The 18743-nt window shown below is 71.0% G+C and carries 14 protein-coding genes; 6 read left to right on the top strand and 8 right to left on the bottom strand.

The features are described 5' to 3' along the window. The first annotated feature begins 3 nt into the window (after positions 1–3). The gene (ppgK, locus tag DN051_RS14970; RefSeq protein WP_053758722.1) at positions 4–750 is read left to right on the top strand and encodes a polyphosphate--glucose phosphotransferase; all 747 of its coding nucleotides are present in this window, start codon (positions 4–6) and stop codon (positions 748–750) included. An 84-nt stretch (positions 751–834) separates the two neighbouring features. Here the strand turns inward: ppgK and DN051_RS45800 are convergent, their stop codons facing one another. Then, complete coding sequence (locus tag DN051_RS45800) at positions 835–1296, bottom strand: DUF6542 domain-containing protein (RefSeq protein ID WP_053758721.1); 462 nt, start codon at positions 1294–1296, stop codon at positions 835–837. A gap of 551 nt (positions 1297–1847) precedes the next feature. On the opposite strand from DN051_RS45800, the gene ychF reads away from it, so the two are divergent. Next, on the top strand, positions 1848–2936 hold the full coding sequence (gene ychF / locus DN051_RS14960) for a redox-regulated ATPase YchF (RefSeq protein WP_112438881.1): 1089 nt from the start codon (positions 1848–1850) through the stop codon (positions 2934–2936). A gap of 44 nt (positions 2937–2980) precedes the next feature. Here ychF and DN051_RS14955 read toward each other — a convergent pair whose 3' ends face one another. The 6 genes from DN051_RS14955 to DN051_RS14930 form a co-directional block, all read right to left on the bottom strand. Beyond that, positions 2981–3715 carry an SLATT domain-containing protein gene (locus DN051_RS14955; protein WP_112438880.1) on the bottom strand — a complete coding sequence of 245 codons (735 nt, stop codon included), beginning with the start codon at positions 3713–3715 and terminating at the stop codon, positions 2981–2983. A gap of 15 nt (positions 3716–3730) precedes the next feature. Then, on the bottom strand, positions 3731–6634 hold the full coding sequence (locus DN051_RS14950) for a metallophosphoesterase (protein WP_162624927.1): 2904 nt from the start codon (positions 6632–6634) through the stop codon (positions 3731–3733). A gap of 8 nt (positions 6635–6642) precedes the next feature. Further along, a complete protein-coding gene (locus tag DN051_RS14945) occupies positions 6643–7986 on the bottom strand; it encodes a coproporphyrinogen-III oxidase family protein (protein ID WP_199314932.1) in 1344 nt (447 codons plus the stop codon). 47 nt (positions 7987–8033) lie between these two features. Continuing rightward, the gene (locus DN051_RS14940) at positions 8034–8444 is read right to left on the bottom strand and encodes an NUDIX hydrolase (RefSeq protein WP_053758716.1); all 411 of its coding nucleotides are present in this window, start codon (positions 8442–8444) and stop codon (positions 8034–8036) included. After that, on the bottom strand, positions 8441–9139 hold the full coding sequence (locus tag DN051_RS14935) for a cytidylate kinase family protein (RefSeq protein ID WP_112438878.1): 699 nt from the start codon (positions 9137–9139) through the stop codon (positions 8441–8443). Before DN051_RS14935 ends, DN051_RS14940 begins: the two co-directional genes overlap by 4 nt. 512 nt (positions 9140–9651) lie before the next feature. Next, positions 9652–10857 (bottom strand): FAD-dependent oxidoreductase, encoded by a 1206-nt coding sequence (locus DN051_RS14930; RefSeq protein WP_246041093.1) that lies wholly within the window; start codon positions 10855–10857, stop codon positions 9652–9654. A 211-nt stretch (positions 10858–11068) separates the two neighbouring features. Between DN051_RS14930 and DN051_RS14925 the strand changes: the two genes are divergently transcribed. Further along, a complete protein-coding gene (locus DN051_RS14925) occupies positions 11069–12292 on the top strand; it encodes a cytochrome P450 family protein (protein WP_053758714.1) in 1224 nt (407 codons plus the stop codon). A gap of 390 nt (positions 12293–12682) precedes the next feature. Then, on the top strand, positions 12683–15016 hold the full coding sequence (locus tag DN051_RS14920) for a DUF4132 domain-containing protein (protein WP_112438876.1): 2334 nt from the start codon (positions 12683–12685) through the stop codon (positions 15014–15016). Positions 15017–15230: 214 nt separating this feature from the next. On the opposite strand, the gene DN051_RS14915 is transcribed toward DN051_RS14920, so the two are convergent. Further along, a complete protein-coding gene (locus DN051_RS14915; RefSeq protein WP_199314931.1) occupies positions 15231–15854 on the bottom strand; it encodes a TetR family transcriptional regulator in 624 nt (207 codons plus the stop codon). A 159-nt stretch (positions 15855–16013) separates the two neighbouring features. On the opposite strand from DN051_RS14915, the gene DN051_RS14910 reads away from it, so the two are divergent. Beyond that, entirely contained in the window at positions 16014–16775 is a 762-nt protein-coding gene (locus tag DN051_RS14910; protein ID WP_246041020.1) for a thioesterase II family protein, read from the top strand. 313 nt (positions 16776–17088) lie between these two features. Next, on the top strand, positions 17089–18660 hold the full coding sequence (locus DN051_RS14905) for a S8 family peptidase (protein ID WP_053758711.1): 1572 nt from the start codon (positions 17089–17091) through the stop codon (positions 18658–18660). The last annotated feature ends 83 nt before the right edge of the window (positions 18661–18743 follow it).

Genomic DNA, 18743 nt, shown 5'->3' with positions numbered 1-18743 from the left:
GCCATGCAGATCTTCGGCGTGGACATCGGCGGATCAGGGATCAAGGGCGCCCCTGTGGACCTGGACAGGGGCGACTTGGCGGAGGAACGCTTCAAGGTACTGACACCGCATCCGGCGACACCCGAATCCGTCGCCGACGGGGTCAAAGAGGTTGTCGACCACTTCGGCTGGACGGGACCGGTGGGTGTCACGTTCCCGGGTGTCGTCACCGGCGGTTCCACGATCCGCACGGCGGCGAACGTCGACAAGAGCTGGATCGACACCGACGCGCGCGCGCTGCTCCGGGGCCGTCTCGGCGGCGCCGAGGTGACGGTCGTCAACGACGCGGACGCGGCGGGCATCGCCGAGATGTCCTTCGGCGCCGGACAGGACCGCCAGGGCACCGTCATCCTGCTGACCTTCGGCACCGGCATCGGCAGCGCCGTCTTCATCGACGGCGCCCTCGTCCCCAACAGCGAGCTGGGCCACCTGGAGCTGCACGGCCACGACGCGGAGAAGCGCGCCTCCAGCAAGGCCAAGGAGGACCACGACCTGTCGTGGGAGGACTGGGCCCAGCGCGTCCAGAACTACCTCGCACATGTCGAGATGCTGTTCTCGCCCGAGCTGTTCATCATCGGCGGCGGCGTCAGCCGCAAGGCGCACAAGTTCCTGCACTACATCGAGGGCATCAAGGCCGAGATCGTCCCGGCGCAGCTGCAGAACAACGCGGGCATCGTGGGGGCGGCGATGCGGGCGGCGAAGAACGGGTAGGGCCGGTCAGGTGCGGGGGGCCTGGTGGGTACGGGCTCCCGGGCACCGGAGTGGTGGATCGGTGGCCCACCGTGGCGGGCCACCTCACCCGGACATTCGGGCGCCGGCCGTCCGGCGGCGCAGCATGCGGATCCACCGCACCGTCACCAGGACCCCCGCGACCAGCGTCCCTCCGTACAACCAGCCCGCCTGCGTCGCCAGCGCGGTGAACAGCCCCACGAAGCGTCCGCTGACGCCGTCACCGCGCTCGGCGACCGGCAGCAGCCCGGCGGCGAACGAGATCGGCACCACGATGGGCACGATCACCAGGTCTCCCCGCCGCACCCACAGCGCCGTCAGCACGCACACCGGCAGGAACAGCACGCCGTAGACCGGCAGCGACGCCCCGAACAGCCACTGGTCCAGAAACCCGAGCGCGAGCATCAGCGCGCAGCAGAACAGCCCGCAGCCCAGTCCGGTCAGCCGGGGAGCGGGCAGATGCGGGACCGGCCGGCCCTCCGGGTGCCGGTGCACGGTCTCCCGCGGCCCGGTCGGCCGCTTCGCCATCCCCGCACCTCCCGCTGCGCGCGCCGGACCGGTACCGCCCGGGTGGGACCGCTGCCGGTCCGGCCGTTCGCCACGTCCGGGGCGGTCAGGGCGGTCGGGGCGGTCAGGACGGTCGGGCCGACGGGGTTGGTCTGCCCGGGCGGCACGGTCGGAACGGCCGCCCGCGGCCCCGCCCTGCGGCGCACCCCTGGCCCCGCCCTGCAGAGCGCCCTTCGATCCGCCCTTGGATCCCCCCGCCCCGGAACCGCCACCCGATCCACCCCTCGACCGGCCGCCCGCACCGCCCGCGCCCCGGTGCGCCGCCTGCTCGGGCAGGGGCGGCGACGTGGCGCGTCGCGGTTCGTGCTGCGTCCTGTGTGGCTCCACTGGTCCAACTTAGGTCTGCTTATGTGCCGAATAGCCCATCAGACACGCCGGTGAGTGGAGCTTGGGCATGCGTTCGATACGTCGCCGGGCCGGGGCCGGGCACCCCGTAGACTGGTGGATCGGCCGGACGTGTCCTGGCCCCCGCCCACCGCCCCAGGCCCCTCTCACGTACGGGAAGTCGCAACGTGTCGCTCACGATCGGAATCGTCGGTCTGCCGAATGTCGGCAAGTCGACCCTGTTCAACGCCCTGACCAAGAACGACGTGCTGGCGGCCAACTACCCGTTCGCCACGATCGAGCCGAACGTGGGCGTGGTCGGCGTACCCGACCCCCGCCTGGCCAAGCTGGCGGGGATCTTCTCGTCCGAGCGGGTCCTGCCGGCGACGGTCGACTTCGTGGACATCGCGGGCATCGTGCGCGGGGCGAGCGAGGGTGAGGGCCTCGGCAACAAGTTCCTGGCCAACATTCGTGAGTCCGACGCGATCTGCCAGGTCATCCGCGCCTTCAAGGACGAGAACGTCGTCCACGTCGACGGCAAGGTCTCGCCCAAGGACGACATCGAGACGATCAACACCGAGCTGATCCTCGCCGACCTCCAGACCATCGAGAAAGTCCTTCCGCGCCTCCAGAAGGAGTCCCGCATCAAGAAGGACGTGGCTCCCAAGGTCAAGGCGGTCGAGGAGGTCAAGGAGATCCTGGAGAAGGGCGACACGCTCTTCGCGCACGGCTTCGTCCAGGGCAGCGAGCGCGCGGAGCTGCTCCACGACCTGCACCTGCTGACGACGAAGCCGTTCCTGTACGTCTTCAACGTCGACGAGGACGAGCTGACGGACGAGGACTTCAAGAACGAGCAGCGCGCGCTGGTGGCGCCCGCCGAGGCGATCTTCCTCAACGCCAAGCTGGAGGCGGACCTCGCCGAGCTCGACGAGGAGGAGGCCCTGGAGCTCCTGGAGTCCGTGGGCCAGCACGAGCCCGGCCTCGCGACGCTCGCCCGCGTCGGCTTCGACACGCTCGGTCTCCAGACCTATCTGACGGCCGGCCCCAAGGAGTCCCGGGCCTGGACGATCAAGAAGGGCGCCACCGCCCCCGAGGCCGCCGGTGTCATCCACACCGACTTCCAGAAGGGCTTCATCAAGGCCGAGGTCATCTCCTTCCACGACCTGGTCGAGACCGGCTCGGTGGCCGAGGCCCGCGCCAAGGGCAAGGCCCGCATGGAGGGCAAGGACTACGTGATGCAGGACGGCGACGTGGTGGAGTTCCGCTTCAACGTGTGAGCGGATGAAGCACAGCCGTCTTGCCGATCCGGCAGACAGGCGGCTCAGAGGGGGCCGGGCTCACGGAGTCCGGCCCCCTCGTCGGTTCCCTGCCGACGCGGGGCCGGATCGTCCCTCCGCCCCGAGCGTGGTGAGGGCGGTCCGGGCAGGCGCCCCGCAGCGGTGGGTGGGCGGTCGGCGGCCGAGGTCAGGGTCTGGCCGCGCGAGGTCGTGGAGGCGAGCTCGTCCAAGCCGTCGGTGAGATACCCGACCCAGCTCGTGGTCTCGTCCTCGGTGATCGTCCGCACGTCGGCCTGCAGCGCGCGTACGACGGAGAGCAGCGCGTCGTGGTCCTCCGCGGCGGGCTGCCGGGTCTCCAGCGACAGGGTGAGGGCGAGCCAGTCCGTCTGCGCCCTCGCCAGGGCGTGCTGCAGTGCCAGGCCGGCTCGGGTGAACCGGGTCCATGACGAGGAGTGGCCGAAGACGCGGTCGACGAGGACGCACCCCGCGCCCAGCGCGAGCAGCACGAAACCCCAGTCCGGGGAGATCAGCCCGGGCGAGGCGCTGTGGACGAGGGGCACGATGCCTCCCAGTACGGCCGAGCAGACGGCACTCCCGCGCAGCAGCTTGGACCACTGCGAGGGACGTCTCCGCTTGGCGAGGTACCAGTCGATCGCCTGGAGCGCATAGCTTTCGGTGTGGCGATACATCCGGGACAGCGCGGCCACGCGTGCGTCGGCCGTTTCCGGGAGCTCGGGGAGCGCCGACAGTTTCAGGTCGGGTATACGCCGGGTTGCCATGTCTGCCTCCCCGTCTCAGCCCGCCTCGGTGGCCGCGGCGTGCATGGCCTGCAGCTCCTGCAACAGCGTTCCGCCGATCGACCGGTCCTGCCACAGCGATGCCAGGACGCGTTCCGCCACAGCGCCGTCCTGCGCCGTCAGCTTCTCGTTCCGCCACACCGCGTAGTCGTACAGCGAGTACAGATCGAGGTAGCGGCGCCGGGCGTCGATGGCCGTCGTGTAGCGGGGTGCGGACATCAGGGCCAGTGAGCGCTCGCGGGTCCGTCCCCAGCTCTGCGTCCGGTCGGTGTCGATGAAGGGCGGGTCCTCACGGCGGTCCAGGTCGCCGTAGTAGTACATGAGGTAGCCGCGGTTCCATGCCCGCCACTGCGCCGATCCGCGCGACTCGGCGATGAAGCGCTCCAGCGCGTCCTCGTCGCCGAGATGGCACAGTCCCCACAGCAGGGACTGCTGGAGGAACATGTCCTGCTCGTCGGCGAGGAGTTGGCGCAGCGCGGCGGCCGCGTCGGGTGCGGAGCGGGAGAGCAGGTAGGCGATGAGGTTTCCGGTGGTGCGCTGTTTGGCGAGGCCCATCGGCAGCACCTTGGTCTCCTGGTAGGCGGAGACGAGCGCCATGGTGAGCTTCACGGTGCCCACGGCACGCAGCTCGTCGGCCAGGAAGTGCCTGATCTCAGGGGTGAGGTCCAGGCCGAGCATGTCCGCGAGGTCGGCGGCGGAGCCGCGCAGCACCGCCTCGTTGACCTGCTCCAGGTAGTAGCGGGCCACCAGGTACTCGAAGAAGGAGTAGTGGACGAACCGCGCCCACACCCGGCCGGCCACGCGCCACTGGTCGCAGAGTTGGCTGAGCGCACGGGACAGGCAGCGCGGCTGGACGTCGAGGTCGGCGCTGAGCATCTTGCCGACGGCGTGCAGACTGAATCGCTCCTCGATGAGCAGTCCCTTGGAGAAGATGAACCACGCCGCCCTCGTCCAGACCTCCTGAGAGGTCGTGGACAGAACGCATCCGGCGCCCTGCAGCGCGACATCGCTGGCCGCCGACAGCTTGTCCATGTACTCCCCGTACAGACCCACGAGGGTCTGCACCGAGAGCACGTCCTGGCTGCCCAGGAACGTGAGCATGCGTGCGTACAGGGGGCGTCTGGCGAGGGTCGCGAGTGCCGGCGAGTTCCGGACGGCGTCGAGCACATCGGTCGAGTCGAGCAGTCCGGCGGCGACCAGCCGGGAGACGAAGTCGGTGAACTGGTTCTCCAGGCTCCATTCGTTCAGCGAGACGATCCGGTCGAAGGTCGATCCCTCGACGAATCTGGCCAGTTGGTCCTCGAACTCCCTGCGCCGGCAGGTGACGACCAGGCGGTAGCGGTCTCTCAACCGGTGCAGCAGATGCGCCAGATCCATCGAGGTGTCGAACTCGCCGAGTCCTTCGTCCAGTCCGTCGACGACGAGGACGATGCCGCCCAGCTCCTCGGTGGCCGCCTGCTTCAGCGTCAGCGTGAGTTCGCTGACCCCGGAGTCGGAGAGCACCTCGGGAAGGTCGGAGGGCCGCAGCGCGAGCGCCGGCACCCGGCGCCGCCGAAGTTCCTCCAGTACGGCGTAGGAGGTGACGCTCTTGCCGCTCCCCGGCTCACCCAGCAGCAGTACCGACTGATCCGCCTGGACGGCCGTGCACAGGGACTCCAGGGTCAGCCTCCGGGACCGGTCCGACAGATCGGACAGGCCCGCCTCCACGTACAGGCCGCGGCGGTGCAGTTCCCCGATGCTCATGTCCAGGGGATAGGCGGTGCGCCGTGCGCCGATGCGGCGGACGGAGCGCTCGGACGCCTTCCAGAGCCGCCCGAGCGCGTCGGCCCTCTCGGCGGCGGCCGCGGTACTCGTCTCGGGTGCCCGGCGAGGCTCCCGGATCCGGTGGTCCACGTACAGGTGGCCGTCCGGTACGGCCTCGGGGTCGACCCGGAACGTGACCCGGCTCGGTACCCAGCGGCGCGGCCAGATCCTCGCCCAGACGCTGCCCTGCGGGTCGGTGTAGAGCGACGTGACCGAGTAGGTGAAGCTGCCGGTGCCCCGGTCGGCCCCGGTGTCGTACTCGTGGGTCGCCCCGGCCTGGATCCGCACCAGTCTGGAGCCGCCGCCGCGCGACCGGGACTGCGACTCGGGCTGGTGCACATGGCCGCACAGATGCAGGTCCGCCCACCGCTCGATCCGCGCCTCCGCTTCCGGCGCGTCCCGCATCCAGTCCAGCGGATGGTGGGTGAGCAGCACCGAGACGTCGTGCGTACCGCCGGGCTCCAGGATCTCGCGCAGCTGCCGCAGGCCGAGCTGGAGCTTGCCCTCGTCGTCGTCGCCCTGGCACAGCAGCGCGCTGTTTCCGCCCGCGATGCGCACGCGCAGATCGTCCCGGGCGTCGATCACGGTGGACCAGTACAACGGGTGCGGCCCGTCGGTCTCCTCCAGACCGGCGCCGAAGTTCTGCGCGAACGCGTGGTAGGCGCCGAAGCGCGACATGAGCCGTTCACTGTCGCGGGGGGATGCCAGCGCCTCCTCGACCGGCCGGCCCGCGCGCAGCTCGGCGAGCATGCGGCGCACGTCGTCGTCCTCCGCGGCCACCCGCCGGTCCACGTCGTGGTTTCCCGGGACGACGAGGATCGCGTCGGGCCCCAGCCGGAGCCGGTCTCCGACGCGCAGGAGGTACCGCCTGGCGTCGTCGTACTCCGCGGCGGAGAGGGCTCCGCCGGAGAAGGCGATGTCGCCGCTGACCACGACCTGATCGACCGGCGGGATCTGGTCTCGGTCGCGGAGGTCGAGCAGATCCTCCAGCAGGGCTTCGAGAACGTCATCGCGTTCGGCCGAGGCATGGTGCCTGCCATGGCCGAAATGGATGTCGGACAGATGAAGCCACGTCAGCTTGAACTGGTCGAAAGGCACGGATTGACTCATTCGCTGTAGCTGAATTTGCCCAGACGGTCACGTACTTCTGGGCTTATGAACATCTGGACGGCGAGATCCCTGATGCGGGTGCCATGTGCGGTGAGACGGATCTCGGACGGGCCGATCTCGCAAATTCCGGCATCGGCCAGGCACGCGAACTCGACCGGGAACGCCTCCACCGGGTCCGTGCCGAACAGCGAGGTGAACCAGGAGCGGTCCAGGTGGAGGAGGTTGAGGACGACCGCTTTTCGCCGGCGCTCCTCGTCGGTCATGAGATAGCCGTCGGTGATGGGCAGGGTGTCCGTTCCTGCAGCCCGCAGATAGGAATGGAGCGCGTCCCCCCGCGAGCGCAAGGAGTAACCGTTTCGGGTGTCCAGTTCCCACAGATAGCTGCGTGCTCCGGCGCCGAGCCCCAGAACGTTCTGCATACGCCAGTGATTCACTTTCTGGACGTAGCCACCGCCGCCGCGGACCCAGCGGACATGGGTTTCCTGTCGATATCCGGCCGCGGTGAGCAACTCGTGGGCGATGTCGTACCGGCGGTAGAGCGTCTCGGCCGGAACGAAGGTGTAGCCGCGTTTCCCGTAGCTGGTCAGCGGGCGGGTGGTCAGCGGGTACGCGCACACGGTCTGCGGCGCCATCGCCGCCACGGTGCGTACGGAGGTGCGCCAGGCGTCGTCCGTCTGCCGCTCCAGTCCGTAGATGAGGTCGACGCACACATTGTCGAAGCCGGTGCCGAGGGCGATCTCCAAGGCCTGTGTGCGCCGGGCCCCTTCACGCCTGCCGATGCGCGTCACCTCCTCGGGGACGAGCGACTGGTACCCGAGGTTCACCCGGTTGATGCCGGCCTGCCGCAGGTCCCTGAGGCGTGCCTGATCGACCGTCGCCGGGTCGACCTCCAGCGCGATCTCGCTCGGCGCCGGGGTCCCCGGCGCCGAGAAGTCCGCGAGCAGGCGTTCGGTCATGGCGCCCAGCAGTTCCGGAGCGAGCAGCGAGGGGGTTCCGCCGCCGAAGTAGAGCGTGGCCACGGTCTTCGGCTCGGTGAACCGGGTGTAGCGGGACGCTTCCTCGAGGACGGCAGTCGTGTACTCCCGGTGGTCGGTCCCCTCGCCGGTCGTCGTGTACAGGTTGCAGAAGCTGCAGATCTGCCGGCAGAACGGGACGTGCACGTACAGGTTGAGCACATCGGAACGACCGAAGGAAGCACGGAGCTTGGCCTCCAGTTCCGCCGGTGACAGAGCCAGCGGACGGTACGTCTGGCGCGGCGGATACATGTACATGTAGTCCGCGTGCACGGCCCCGGCCCGTGCCAGGACCGTGGAGCCGGACTCCGGAGCTTCGATGTGCACCTGCATGATGGTCCCCCCGATGAATATCCCTGTCTGCGTGGTCCGGGTCAGAGCGAAATGCGTCCCGAGGTGTACTCGTCCAGGAAGTTGACCGTGTTGGGGGAGAGCTCGTCGCGGAGTTCTTCCAGGTCGCCGACGGCGAAGTAGCGGACGTCGTCGTGGGTGCTCGGCTCCATCACGGTGGGCTCGCCGGCCAGCACCACGGCGCGGAACCAGGTGTACTTCATCGTGTACCCGTCCTCCTGGAAGGACTTGCCGCCCAGCTCGCCCGCGATCTTCACCTGGACGCCGAGTTCCTCCTCCAGTTCGCGCACGGCCGTCTGCTCGGGCGACTCACCGTCGTCGATCTTGCCGCCCGGGATCTCCCACTGGGTGCGCTTGGTGGTGTTGCGGTGGAGCAGAAGGATCCGCTCTTCGTCGTCCTTGATGATGCAGCCGGCGAGGTGGAGGAGCTTCATTGCGGTAACGGTCCTGTTCTGTGGGTGTTGTCGGGTGCGGCGGCCGGGTCGGCGCGCAGCCGGCACAGCGTCCGCTGGATCGAGGCGTGGAACGCAGAGATTCCGGCGCGCGCGGCCTCGATGGTGGGTTCGTCGATGTATGCGGAGTTGTCGAGCACGGCGTCGAAGACCGAGCGGTCCGTGCGTATGTCGACACCGAGGAGCGGCTGAAGCCGGACAGCGGTGGTCCGGTCCTTCTCCTCGGCGAGCGCCGTGCACTCCTCGAGGGAGCGCCGCACCGCGTGCGGCTGCTGCGAGACCCTGACCTTCAGGCTTCTGGAGCGCAGATCGGACTCGATGTAGAGCCGCACGCACGGGATGTCGTCGATCAGCCAGGGAAGGGACCAGGAATCGAAGACGGTGCTGGTCCGGCGCTGCGCCTCCGCGATCAGCAGCCGGTTGACCTCCTCGTCCGCGGGATACTGGTTACGGAGTCGCTCGATGGTCGAAAGGCTGGTGGCCCAGAGCGTGTTGTCCATGTCCGGCTGAACCTTCAGCAGCCTGAGCATGAGTTCGCTGGCCGAGACATAGTCGTAGCCCAGCCATTTCGCGATCAGCAGCGCGTGCGTCGTCTTCCCGGCCGCGGTGAGTCCCGACACGATGATGTTGCGGTGATCACCCGTGGCAGGGCTCAATGCCTCGGCGACCTTGCGCATCAGCGGTTCCTCGCCGGGGGCCACGCGGGCACCAGGAAACACCGGTTGACCGGTTGCCGATGCGGAGTCCGCGGAGATGGCGCCCTCCAGGTCACTTGCCTGTGCGGATTTGAATGGCGCGGCACAATTTCTGAACGAACCGGAAGCGGGCTCTGTCGGCCCCAAGTGCCGTACAGGGCGCGGTATCCATAGTGTCACGGTCCGGGATGGCGGTGCCAAGTGTCTGTCATGAATTGCAATCTCTTCACCCGCGCGGGTGCGCGACGGGAGGCACGACGGAGCCGTTCTGTGGCAGGAGGCCAAGTCGAGTTCGTTTCCGTCGGATTCCGTGTGATGGACGATCGCTGGTTGCAGTGATCGTCTTTATCCCGTCGTTCTCCTGGGGAAATCGCCGAATCGGCGGAAGCGCCGGGGCCGAACCATACCGGCGTCGCACAGGTGTTGAGTCGGCCGCGGCCGTTTCGCCCGACCACCGGACCGCGTCTTTGCGCCTGCCCGGTCGTGCCCCGGGGTCAGTCCGGGGTCGAAGGGCGGAGTGAGGTCGTGGGTGGGCGTTCGCGTAGGGCGCCGTAGGCCAGGAAGTACGCCGGGAGGCGGTTCAGCCGGCGTGATGTGGTGAGCAGTTCGCTCAGGCGTTCGGCTCGCTTGGGGTCGCCGAACGGCGGCTCGCCCGCCAGGACCGGTTCGATGACGTTGGTGTGCGCGAACCGCTGGAGGCGCTGGGTGGCGGCCGTGGTGGGCAGGCGGCGGCGCTGGACGCGGCGTACCGCCGCCGGCAGTGCCGCTGCGTCGTCGCGGAGCGGTCCGACGAGGTGGCGCGCGGCGGCCACCGCGTCCTGGACCGCGAGGTTGATGCCGATGCCGAAGACCGGCGACATGGCGTGCGCGGCATCGCCGATGCACAGCAGGCCCGGCCGGTGCCAGCGCCGGAGCCGGTCGAGCCGTACGTCGAGCAGTTTCACCTCGTCCCACGATCCGAGGCTGCTCATCCGGTCCGCGATCCACGGGACGGCGGTCGCGTAGCTGTCCCGGAACCGGTCCAGGCCGGCGGCGCGGAGCCGGGCGTCGCCGCCCTTGGGGATCAGCGCGGCGCACTGCCAGTAGTCCCCGCGGTCGATCATGGCGCTCAGGAAGCGGTCGCCCACGCCGCCGACGAGCCCGTGCGGGTCGCCCTCGCTCCGCGGCAGCCGGAACCACCAGGCGTCCATCGGGCAGGGGAACTCCCGCAGCCCCAGTTCGGGCAGCGAGCGGGCCAGGGACCCCCGGCCGTCGCAGGCCACCGTGAGGGTGGCCCGCAGCTCGCCGGTACGGCCGTCGGGCGTGCGGTAGGACACGCCGGTGACGCGGCCCCGTTCCACGAGGAAGGAGGTCGCCTCGGTGTTCATGCGCAGGGAGAAGGCCGGCTCCCGCGCGGCCTCGTCGGCGAGGAGGTCGAGCAGGTCCCACTGGGGCACCATCGCGATGTAGTTGTACCGGCTGCGCAGCGCGCCGATGTTCCCGACGGTGACCAGCGACCGGTCGGGGCCGAGCGGCAGCTGCACCGTCGAGACCCGTCGCTGCGGCAGCCGGGCGAACCGCTCGCCGAGGCCGAGTTCGTCCAGCAGCGCCAGGGTGGTCGGATGGACGGTGTCGCCACGGAAGTCGCGCAGGAAGTCGCCGTGCTTCTCCAGGACCGTCACCGCCACGCCGGACCGGGCCAGCAGCAGGGCGAGGACCATGCCCGCCGGGCCGCCGCCCACCACACAGCACGTGGTCCGCCCGGCCGCCTCCGCGGTGTCCTCGGCGCCCCGCGTCCCCGTCGCGTCCCGCCCGCCCGGCGTGTCCATCGCGGTCCTCCCTCCGGCAACACCACCGACGGTGATATCGGTGCATATACCCTGGAGTGTCAGAAACTGTCACAAATATTCGCTACGTGCCCGGGGAGGCATGATGAGCCAACAGCCGGTCCTGCTCCCCTACGGTGATCCGGCCTTCGTGACGGATCCCTTTCCGTTGTACCGGCAATTGCGCGAGGCCGGACCGGTCCGTCGGGCGGTCATCGCGGGCGGACTCGACGCCTGGCTGGTCACCCGCTACGAGGACGGGCTCGCCGCCCTGTCCGACCCGAGGCTGAGCAGCGACATCCGGGACGCCGCGGACCCCCGGCTGGTGGCGCAACTGCCCGAGACCGAGCGCGAGTCCATGATGAGCAACATGCTGCGCTCCGATCCGCCCGACCACACCCGGCTGCGCCGTCTGGTCTCCAAGGCGTTCACCGCGCGCAGGATCGCCGAGCTGCGGCCGCGGGTCCAGGAGATCACCGACCGGCTGCTCGACGAGGTGGTGCCGGCCGGCCGGGCCGAGCTGATCGCGGACTTCGCGCTGCCCCTGCCGGTCACCGTGATCAGCGAGCTTCTCGGTGTCCCGCTGGACGACCGCTACGAGTTCCAGCAGTGGACCGACGACCTGCTCGTGCGCGGGGAGCGGCCCCCGGACCCGGCCGTCATGAACGAGGCGTGGCGGCGGATGCGGGCGTATCTGACGAAGCTCCTGGAGATCAGGCGGTCCGAGCCCGCGGACGATCTCCTTAGCGCGCTGATCAGCGCCCGCGACGACGAGCACCGGCTGAACGAGGACGAGCTGATCGCCATGGTGTTCCTGCTGCTGGTGGCGGGGTACATCACGACGGTCAATCTGATCGGCAGCGGTATCGCCGCGCTCCTCGCCCACCCCGACCAGCTCCGGCTGCTGCGGGACGACCCCGAGCTGCTGCCCGACGCGATCGAGGAATTCCTCCGCTACGACGGTCCGGTCAGCCCCGGCATCGCCCGGTTCGCGCGCGAGGAAGTCGAGATCGCGGGCGTGAGCGTGCCCCGGGGCGCGACGGTGCTGATCGCGTCCGCGATCGCCGACCGGGATCCGGCCCGGTTCAGCGACCCCGACCGGCTCGACGTCACCCGGCGGGACAACGGCCATCTCGCGTTCGGGCACGGCATCCACTACTGCCTCGGCGCGCCGCTCGCCCGGCTGGAGGGCCACATCGCGATCGGCACGGTACTGCGCCGCCTGCCCGACCTGGCCCTCGCCGTGCCGCCGGCCGACCTGAACTGGCGCCCCGGCGGCCTGCGCGGCCCGCTGCGGCTTCCGGTGACGTTCAAGCCCGGGGGCCGGTAGGGAGCCAGTAGGGGGCGCGGGCGGGGAGAGTGCCGGCGCCGTGACGGGAGCGCGGCGCCGGGCGGATCGGTGCGGGCGCGGAAGACGCACGCGGAAACGGGCGCGGAAACGGGCGCGGGTGCGGCTCGGGGTGCGGGTGGCGGGGCGTCCGGCGGCCCGCGGCGCCTGCGGCTCGGCGACCCGGCCGTCTCCCGCGGAACGGGCTCCCGGCACCGGTGCTGACGACGCCACCGTGTCAGCGCACGGCCGCCCTTCGGACGATCGCATTGTCAGTCCCGGCTGCCATGATCTGCGCATGCGCTACGACGCTCTCGCCCGCGTGGGCGACATCCGTGCGAAGGGCTCGCCCGACCGTGTCCGCAGGCGGCGTCCGGCCGGGGAGGGGGTCCGATGAGGCTCGCGGCCCGGTTGGCGGACGCGCTCACCGACCCGGCGGTCGCGGCCGGGGTCGCCCACGCCGATCTGGCGGAGGTCTCCGACGACGAGCTCGGCAGCCTTCTCCCCGCGGCGTACCGCGTGACCGGCGAGGCGGCGCGGCCGTCCTCGTCCGTCCGGTACCTGGTCCAGATCGCCGGCCGGGAGCGGCAGCCGCGGTACACGCCCGACGCGTGCCGCCGGATGTTCGAGGCGCTGGCGGAGCAGAGCGAACGGCGGGACTGGACGGACGCCGCGCTCGCGGTCAGCTCGCTGGCGCGCTGCACGGGACCGTGGCCCGATGTCGCCGCACCCGCCCGCGCCATGACGGAGTTCCTGCTGGACAAGGACCGGGTGGCACAGCCGTACGCGCTGCTGGCGATGGCGGGCCTCGCGGGCGACCGGGCCGTGCGCGCCGTCGTGGAGCGCCTGGGCCGGGACGCGGGCCCCATCGCGCTGGAGCAGATCGCCGTGATCACCGGCCTCGCCCCGGCCGAGCGGGCGCTGCTGGCCGATACCGACCGCGTCGCGTCGTTCAACGCGCCACCGCCCCTGGAGGAGGCCTGGCGCGAGATCGCGGGCACACCCGCCTACGCCGACTTCGCCCGGCGCGCGCTGCGGGCGGCCGCCGACCGCGCCGACGCGATCCAGTCGGGTGCCGTTCCGTACCGGGCCGACAAGGCGTTCACGGACCGGGAGGTCGTCGCGCTGGGCCACGCCGCGCGGGTGGCGCTGCTGCGCGACGAGCCGTGGCTGCCGGAGCTGCTGGGCCGGCTGCTGCCCGGCATCTCCGTCGCCCCGACGGCCGCGAGGACGCTGCCGTCGCAGGCGCTGCTGTACGAGCTCGTCCGCGCCGGGCAGGACTTCCCCACGCCGGAACTGGTGACCGCCGTGCGCACCGTGCGGGTGACCGCCCGGCACGCCGGGGTGCCGAAGCAACTGGACAAGATGCTCAAGAAGCTGGACTCCGCCCTGGCCGAGCGGACCGACGTGGCGCTACGGCTTCCGACGCTCGGCTTCGACGGCGAAGGCGTCCTGCGCAGGGAGGCGGGCGGGCGTTACGCGGCCGTCGTCACGGTCGCCGGGACCGCCGGGCTCACCTGGGAGAAGGACGGGCGTCCGCTGCGCGGTGTCCCCGCGCCCGTCCGCCGCGATCACGGCGGCCTGGTCAAGGAAATGCGTGATCTGGTGAAACGGGTCGACGTCCAACTCCTCACCCTCGCACGGGCGTTGGAGGGCGGGTTCACGGTCGACGCGGTCCACCCGTACGGCTGGTGGCGCACCGAGCTGGCCGGGCATCCGCTGGCCCGGTCCGTGGTGCGGCGGCTGATCTGGGAGATCGAGGTCCTACCGGGCGAGTGGCGTCCCGTGCTGCCCGAGGCCGGCGAGGACCTGCCCGACGCGCCGGACGACGCCCGGGTACGGCTGTGGCACCCCCTGCGTTCCGATCCCGGCCGCGTGCGGGCCTGGCGGGACCTGCTCACCGAACGCCACCTCCGGCAGCCGTTCAAGCAGGCGTTCCGCGAGATCTACCTCCTCACCCCGGCCGAGGAGGAGACCCGTGTCCATTCCAACCGCTTCGCCGCCCACCTCGTGCACTACCGCAGGATGTTCGCCCTGTTCCGGGCCCGCGGCTGGGCGAGCCGTCTGCTCGGGCCCTGGGACGGCGGGGACGGCGACGACGCGGTGCGGACCCTGGCGGCGGGTCGGTGGCAGGCCCGCTTCTTCCACGCCCGCGCCGACGGGGCGGGGGACGAGGAGCTGGCCTCGACCGACCAGGTGCGCTTCGCCCGGCGGGTGGCGGGCGGATGGCGCGAGGCGCCGCTGGCCGAGGTGCCGCCGCTGGTGTTCAGCGAGGCGATGCGCGACGTGGACCTCTTCGTCGGAGTGACCTCGATCGCCGCCGACCCGGAGTGGACGGACCGGGGCCCCGAGCGCGCGTACTGGGAGCGGGCCTCCTTCGCCGAGCTGAACGAGAGCGCGCAGACGCGCCGCGACGCCCTGCGCCGGATCGTGCCGCGGCTGAGGATCGCCGACCGGTGTTCCTTCGACGGCCGTTTCCTCGTGGTGCGCGGCGAGCTGCGCACGTACCGGATACACCTCGGTTCGGCCAACATCCTGATGGAGCCGGACGGTTCCTGTCTGTGCGTCGTCCCCGAGCGCCGTACGGCAGGCGGCAAGGTGTTCCTGCCGTTCGAGGACGACCGGCTGTCGCTGATCCTCAGCAAGGCGTTCCTGCTCGCCGCAGACGCCGACATCACCGATCGCGGCATCCTCGCGCAGATCGAGCGCGGTGTCCGAGCCCCCTGAACGGTGGTCCGAGGGCCCGGGGCCGGTGGGTCGGGTCCCGGGCCGGTGATCCGGGTCCCGGCCGTTCGTCCGGGTCCCGGCCGTTCGTCCGGGTCCCGGCCGTTCGTCCGATCCTCGGGCCGCGTTCAGCGCAGGGTGCCCGCGTCGGCCCGCCGGCCGTGTTCAGGGCCAGGTGCCCACGCCCGCCCGCCGCATCCCGAACCCGCGGTGCCGCTCATCCGGCGCTCGCCCGGCCGGCCGCGTCCAGCGCCGGGGCGATGATCGCGAAGGCGCGGTCGGACAGGGCCGCGGGGTCCTCGGTGCCGTCGCTGTCGCTCCAGCGCTGGAGGACGGTGTCGAAGGCGGTCAGGGCCATGCCGGCCGCCATGTGGGGATAGAGGTCGGTGGCGCGGTCGAGCCCGAGGCGGTCGGCCAGTTCCTCGGCCAGTTCGCCACGCCAGTGGGCCTGGCGCTCCAGGAAGCGGGCGAGCAGGGCGGGCGTGCCCAGGATCAACCGGACCACGCGCAGGGCGCGCTCGGAGTGGCCGGCGCAGGCGGCCACGGAGGCCGAGACGGCGTGCCCCAGGGCCACGGACGGCGGCTCCTCGGCCGGACGGCCCGCCAGCTCGGCGCGGATCCCGGTCCCCACCTCGGCCAGGAACTGGACGACGACGTCCTCCTTGGACGCGAAGTACCGGAAGAACGTCCGCTTGGACACCCCGGCGGCGGCCGCGATCTCGTCGATGGTGACCCCGTCGAACCCCTTCCGGGCCAGGAGCTGGAGCGCCGCGTCGGTCAGCTCGTTGGAGACCAGCTCACGTTTGCGCTGGGCCAGACTCACTTCGGGGCGGGTGCTCACCCCACCATCGTACACAGCATGTCACCGATGGCACCCGGGGAGCTGCTTGACACCGGATGCCGCGGGAGGCAACGTGTGTCTCATGACCGAGCAGCAGTGCCGGACGGCCGATCGGATGCCGGAGCGGACGGAGCGGGCGTCGGGCTCGGGGTCCGCGCCGTGACGGCGAACCGGGCCGACGCCGGCCGCTGGATCCGCCGGTACCACCCGGCCCCCGACGCACCGGTGCGGCTGCTGTGCCTGCCGCACGCGGGTGGCTCCGCGTCGTACTACTTTCCCTTCTCCCGGGCTCTTTCGCCCGCCGTCGACGTGCTGTCGGTGCAGTACCCGGGGCGCCAGGACCGCATGGACGAACCGCTGATCGACTCCCTGCCCGACCTTGCCGACGCGCTGGTCGACGAGGTGCTGCGGTGGACCGACCGGCCGTTGGCGATCTTCGGCCACAGCATGGGCGCGACGGTGGCCTACGAACTCGCCCTTCGGCTGGAGCGGTCGGGCACCGTGCCCCTGGCCGTGTTCGTCTCCGGCCGGCGCGCGCCCTCCCGGCACCGCGGCGACGCCGTCCATCTGCTCGACGACCGGGGCGTGCTCGCCGAACTGCGGGCGCTCAGCGGTACCGACGCCGAGGTGTTCGAGGACGAGGACCTGCTGAGCATGGTCCTTCCGGCCATCCGCAACGACTACCGCGCGGCCGAGAGCTACCGCCATGTCCCCGGCTCACGTCTCGCGGCGCCCGTGCGCGCGCACATCGGGACCGAGGACCCGAAGGCCACCGTCGACGAGGTGCGTTCCTGGGCCGAGCACACGGAAGGCGGATTCGAGCTGCGTACTCATCCGGGCGGTCACTTCTATCTGAATGACCGGATCTCGTTCTTGGCTGCCACGGTGACCGAACAGATCTCCGCATTGCTCCCCGTGTAAATCCAGCCAGGGCCGGACGCGAGACGACCGCGAGACGGCCGGGGGCGCGCCGCGTACGTGGCCGGCGGCACCGGGCCGGCGGTCCGGTGCGGGCCCACCCCGGTGGGGGCTTCGACGTCGGGCCGCCTGACGAAAGGTCATGTCGGCCGTATGGCAGCCCCGTTACATCCGTGCGGGAACCCTTGTGCAATTCCTGTGAAAGCCGCAATCTTTCGGCTGACGCACCGGTGAGCTTCCCGTCGGATTGTCATGTCCTGCTCATCCGTGTGTCGCCCCCACACCAGCGCACCACCGATTGAGGAGGATCCCTCAGATGGCAGTGATGCGTCATGCCCGTCGAAGACTGACGGCCATGGGCCTCGCGACCGCCGCGGTACTCACCGCGAGCGTCGTCTCCGCCCTCCCCGCCGGCGCGGCCCCCGCCGCCGAAGGCCGGATCCAGTACGAGGGCGCGGCGAACGCCGTCGCCGACAGCTACGTCGTGACCCTGAAGGCGGACCGGGCCCGTTCCGGCTCCGCCGCGGGCCGCGCCCTGGCCGAGAAGTACGGCGCCACGATCGAGCGCACGTACCACAAGGCCCTCAACGGTTACGCGGTCGAGGCGTCCGAGGCCGAGGCGAAACGTCTCGCCGCCGACCCGGCCGTCGCCTCCGTGGTCCAGGACCGCACCTTCACGATCGCGGCGACGCAGCCCAACCCGCCCTCCTGGGGCCTGGACCGCATCGACCAGCGCAACCTCCCGCTGAACAACTCGTACACCTACCCGGACTCGGCCGGTCAGGGCGTCACGGCGTACGTCATCGACACCGGCGTCCGCATCAGCCACAGCGACTTCGGCGGCCGTGCGGCCAACGGCTACGACGCCGTCGACAACGACAACACCGCCCAGGACGGCCACGGCCACGGCACCCACGTGGCCGGCACCGTCGCCGGAAACGCCTACGGCGTCGCCAAGAAGGCGCGGATCGTCGGTGTCCGGGTGCTGAACAACTCCGGCTCCGGCACCACCGCCCAGGTCGTCGCCGGTATCGACTGGGTCGCCCGGAACGCGGTCAAGCCGGCCGTCGCCAACATGTCCCTCGGCGGCGGCGCCGACACCGCGATCGACACCGCCGTGCGCAACGCCATAGGCACCGGCGTCACCTTCGCGGTCGCGGCCGGCAACGAGTCCACCAACGCCTCCACCCGGTCGCCCGCCCGCGTCACCGAGGCCATCACGGTCGGCGCCACCACATCGACCGACGCCAAGGCGAGCTACTCCAACTTCGGTTCCGTCCTGGACCTGTTCGCCCCGGGCTCGTCCATCACCTCGGCCTGGAACACCAGCGACACCGCCACCAACACCATCTCCGGCACGTCGATGGCGACCCCGCACGTGGCCGGGGCGGTGGCGCTCCACCTGGCCGACAACCCCACCGCCACACCCGCGCAGGTGGCCGCGGCGCTGACCGCCGCCGCGACCCCCAACGTGGTCACCGGCCCCGGCACCGGTTCGCCCAACCGCCTGCTCCACGTCGGCGGCGGCAACCCCACGCCGCCCGGTCCGCGCTTCGAGAACACCGGTGACTACGCGATCAACGACAACTCCACGGCCGAGTCCCCGGTGACCGTCTCCGGCGTCTCCGGCAACGCGCCCTCCGCGCTCGCCGTAGAGGTGCACATCGTCCACACCTACATCGGCGACCTCCAGGTGCAGCTGGTCGCCCCCGACGGCACGGCGTACACGCTCAAGTCGTACGGCACCGGCGGAAGTGCGGACAACATCGACACCACGTACTCGGTCAACGCCTCCTCGGAGGCGGCCAACGGGACGTGGCGACTGAGGGTCAGCGACAACGCGGCCATCGACACCGGGCGGATCGACGCCTGGGCGCTGCAGTTCTGACGGTCCCGCGACCGGCTTCGCGCACCTGACGCCCTCGCCCTCGGGGACGGATCCCGGGCCCTCGGCCCGGCCCGCCCCGAGGG

Origin of the sequence: Streptomyces cadmiisoli (assembly GCF_003261055.1) — a bacterium.
In the GTDB taxonomy this organism is placed as follows: domain Bacteria; phylum Actinomycetota; class Actinomycetes; order Streptomycetales; family Streptomycetaceae; genus Streptomyces; species Streptomyces cadmiisoli.
Note: the sequence above shows the minus strand (reverse complement) of the source record. Positions and strands in the feature narration are given on the sequence as shown.

Excerpts from the sequence above, each read along its gene's own strand:
- DN051_RS14905 (WP_053758711.1), top strand. The coding sequence starts at position 17,089 with ATGGCAGTGATGCGTCATGCCCGTCGAAGACTGACGGCCATGGGCCTC.
- DN051_RS14955 (WP_112438880.1), bottom strand. The coding sequence starts at position 3,715 with ATGGCAACCCGGCGTATACCCGACCTGAAACTGTCGGCGCTCCCCGAG.
- DN051_RS14935 (WP_112438878.1), bottom strand. The coding sequence starts at position 9,139 with ATGCGCAAGGTCGCCGAGGCATTGAGCCCTGCCACGGGTGATCACCGC.
- DN051_RS14920 (WP_112438876.1), top strand. The coding sequence starts at position 12,683 with ATGAGGCTCGCGGCCCGGTTGGCGGACGCGCTCACCGACCCGGCGGTC.
- DN051_RS14930 (WP_246041093.1), bottom strand. The coding sequence starts at position 10,857 with ATGGTCCTCGCCCTGCTGCTGGCCCGGTCCGGCGTGGCGGTGACGGTC.
- DN051_RS45800 (WP_053758721.1), bottom strand. The coding sequence starts at position 1,296 with ATGGCGAAGCGGCCGACCGGGCCGCGGGAGACCGTGCACCGGCACCCG.
- DN051_RS14925 (WP_053758714.1), top strand. The coding sequence starts at position 11,069 with ATGAGCCAACAGCCGGTCCTGCTCCCCTACGGTGATCCGGCCTTCGTG.
- DN051_RS14940 (WP_053758716.1), bottom strand. The coding sequence starts at position 8,444 with ATGAAGCTCCTCCACCTCGCCGGCTGCATCATCAAGGACGACGAAGAG.
- ppgK (WP_053758722.1), top strand. The coding sequence starts at position 4 with ATGCAGATCTTCGGCGTGGACATCGGCGGATCAGGGATCAAGGGCGCC.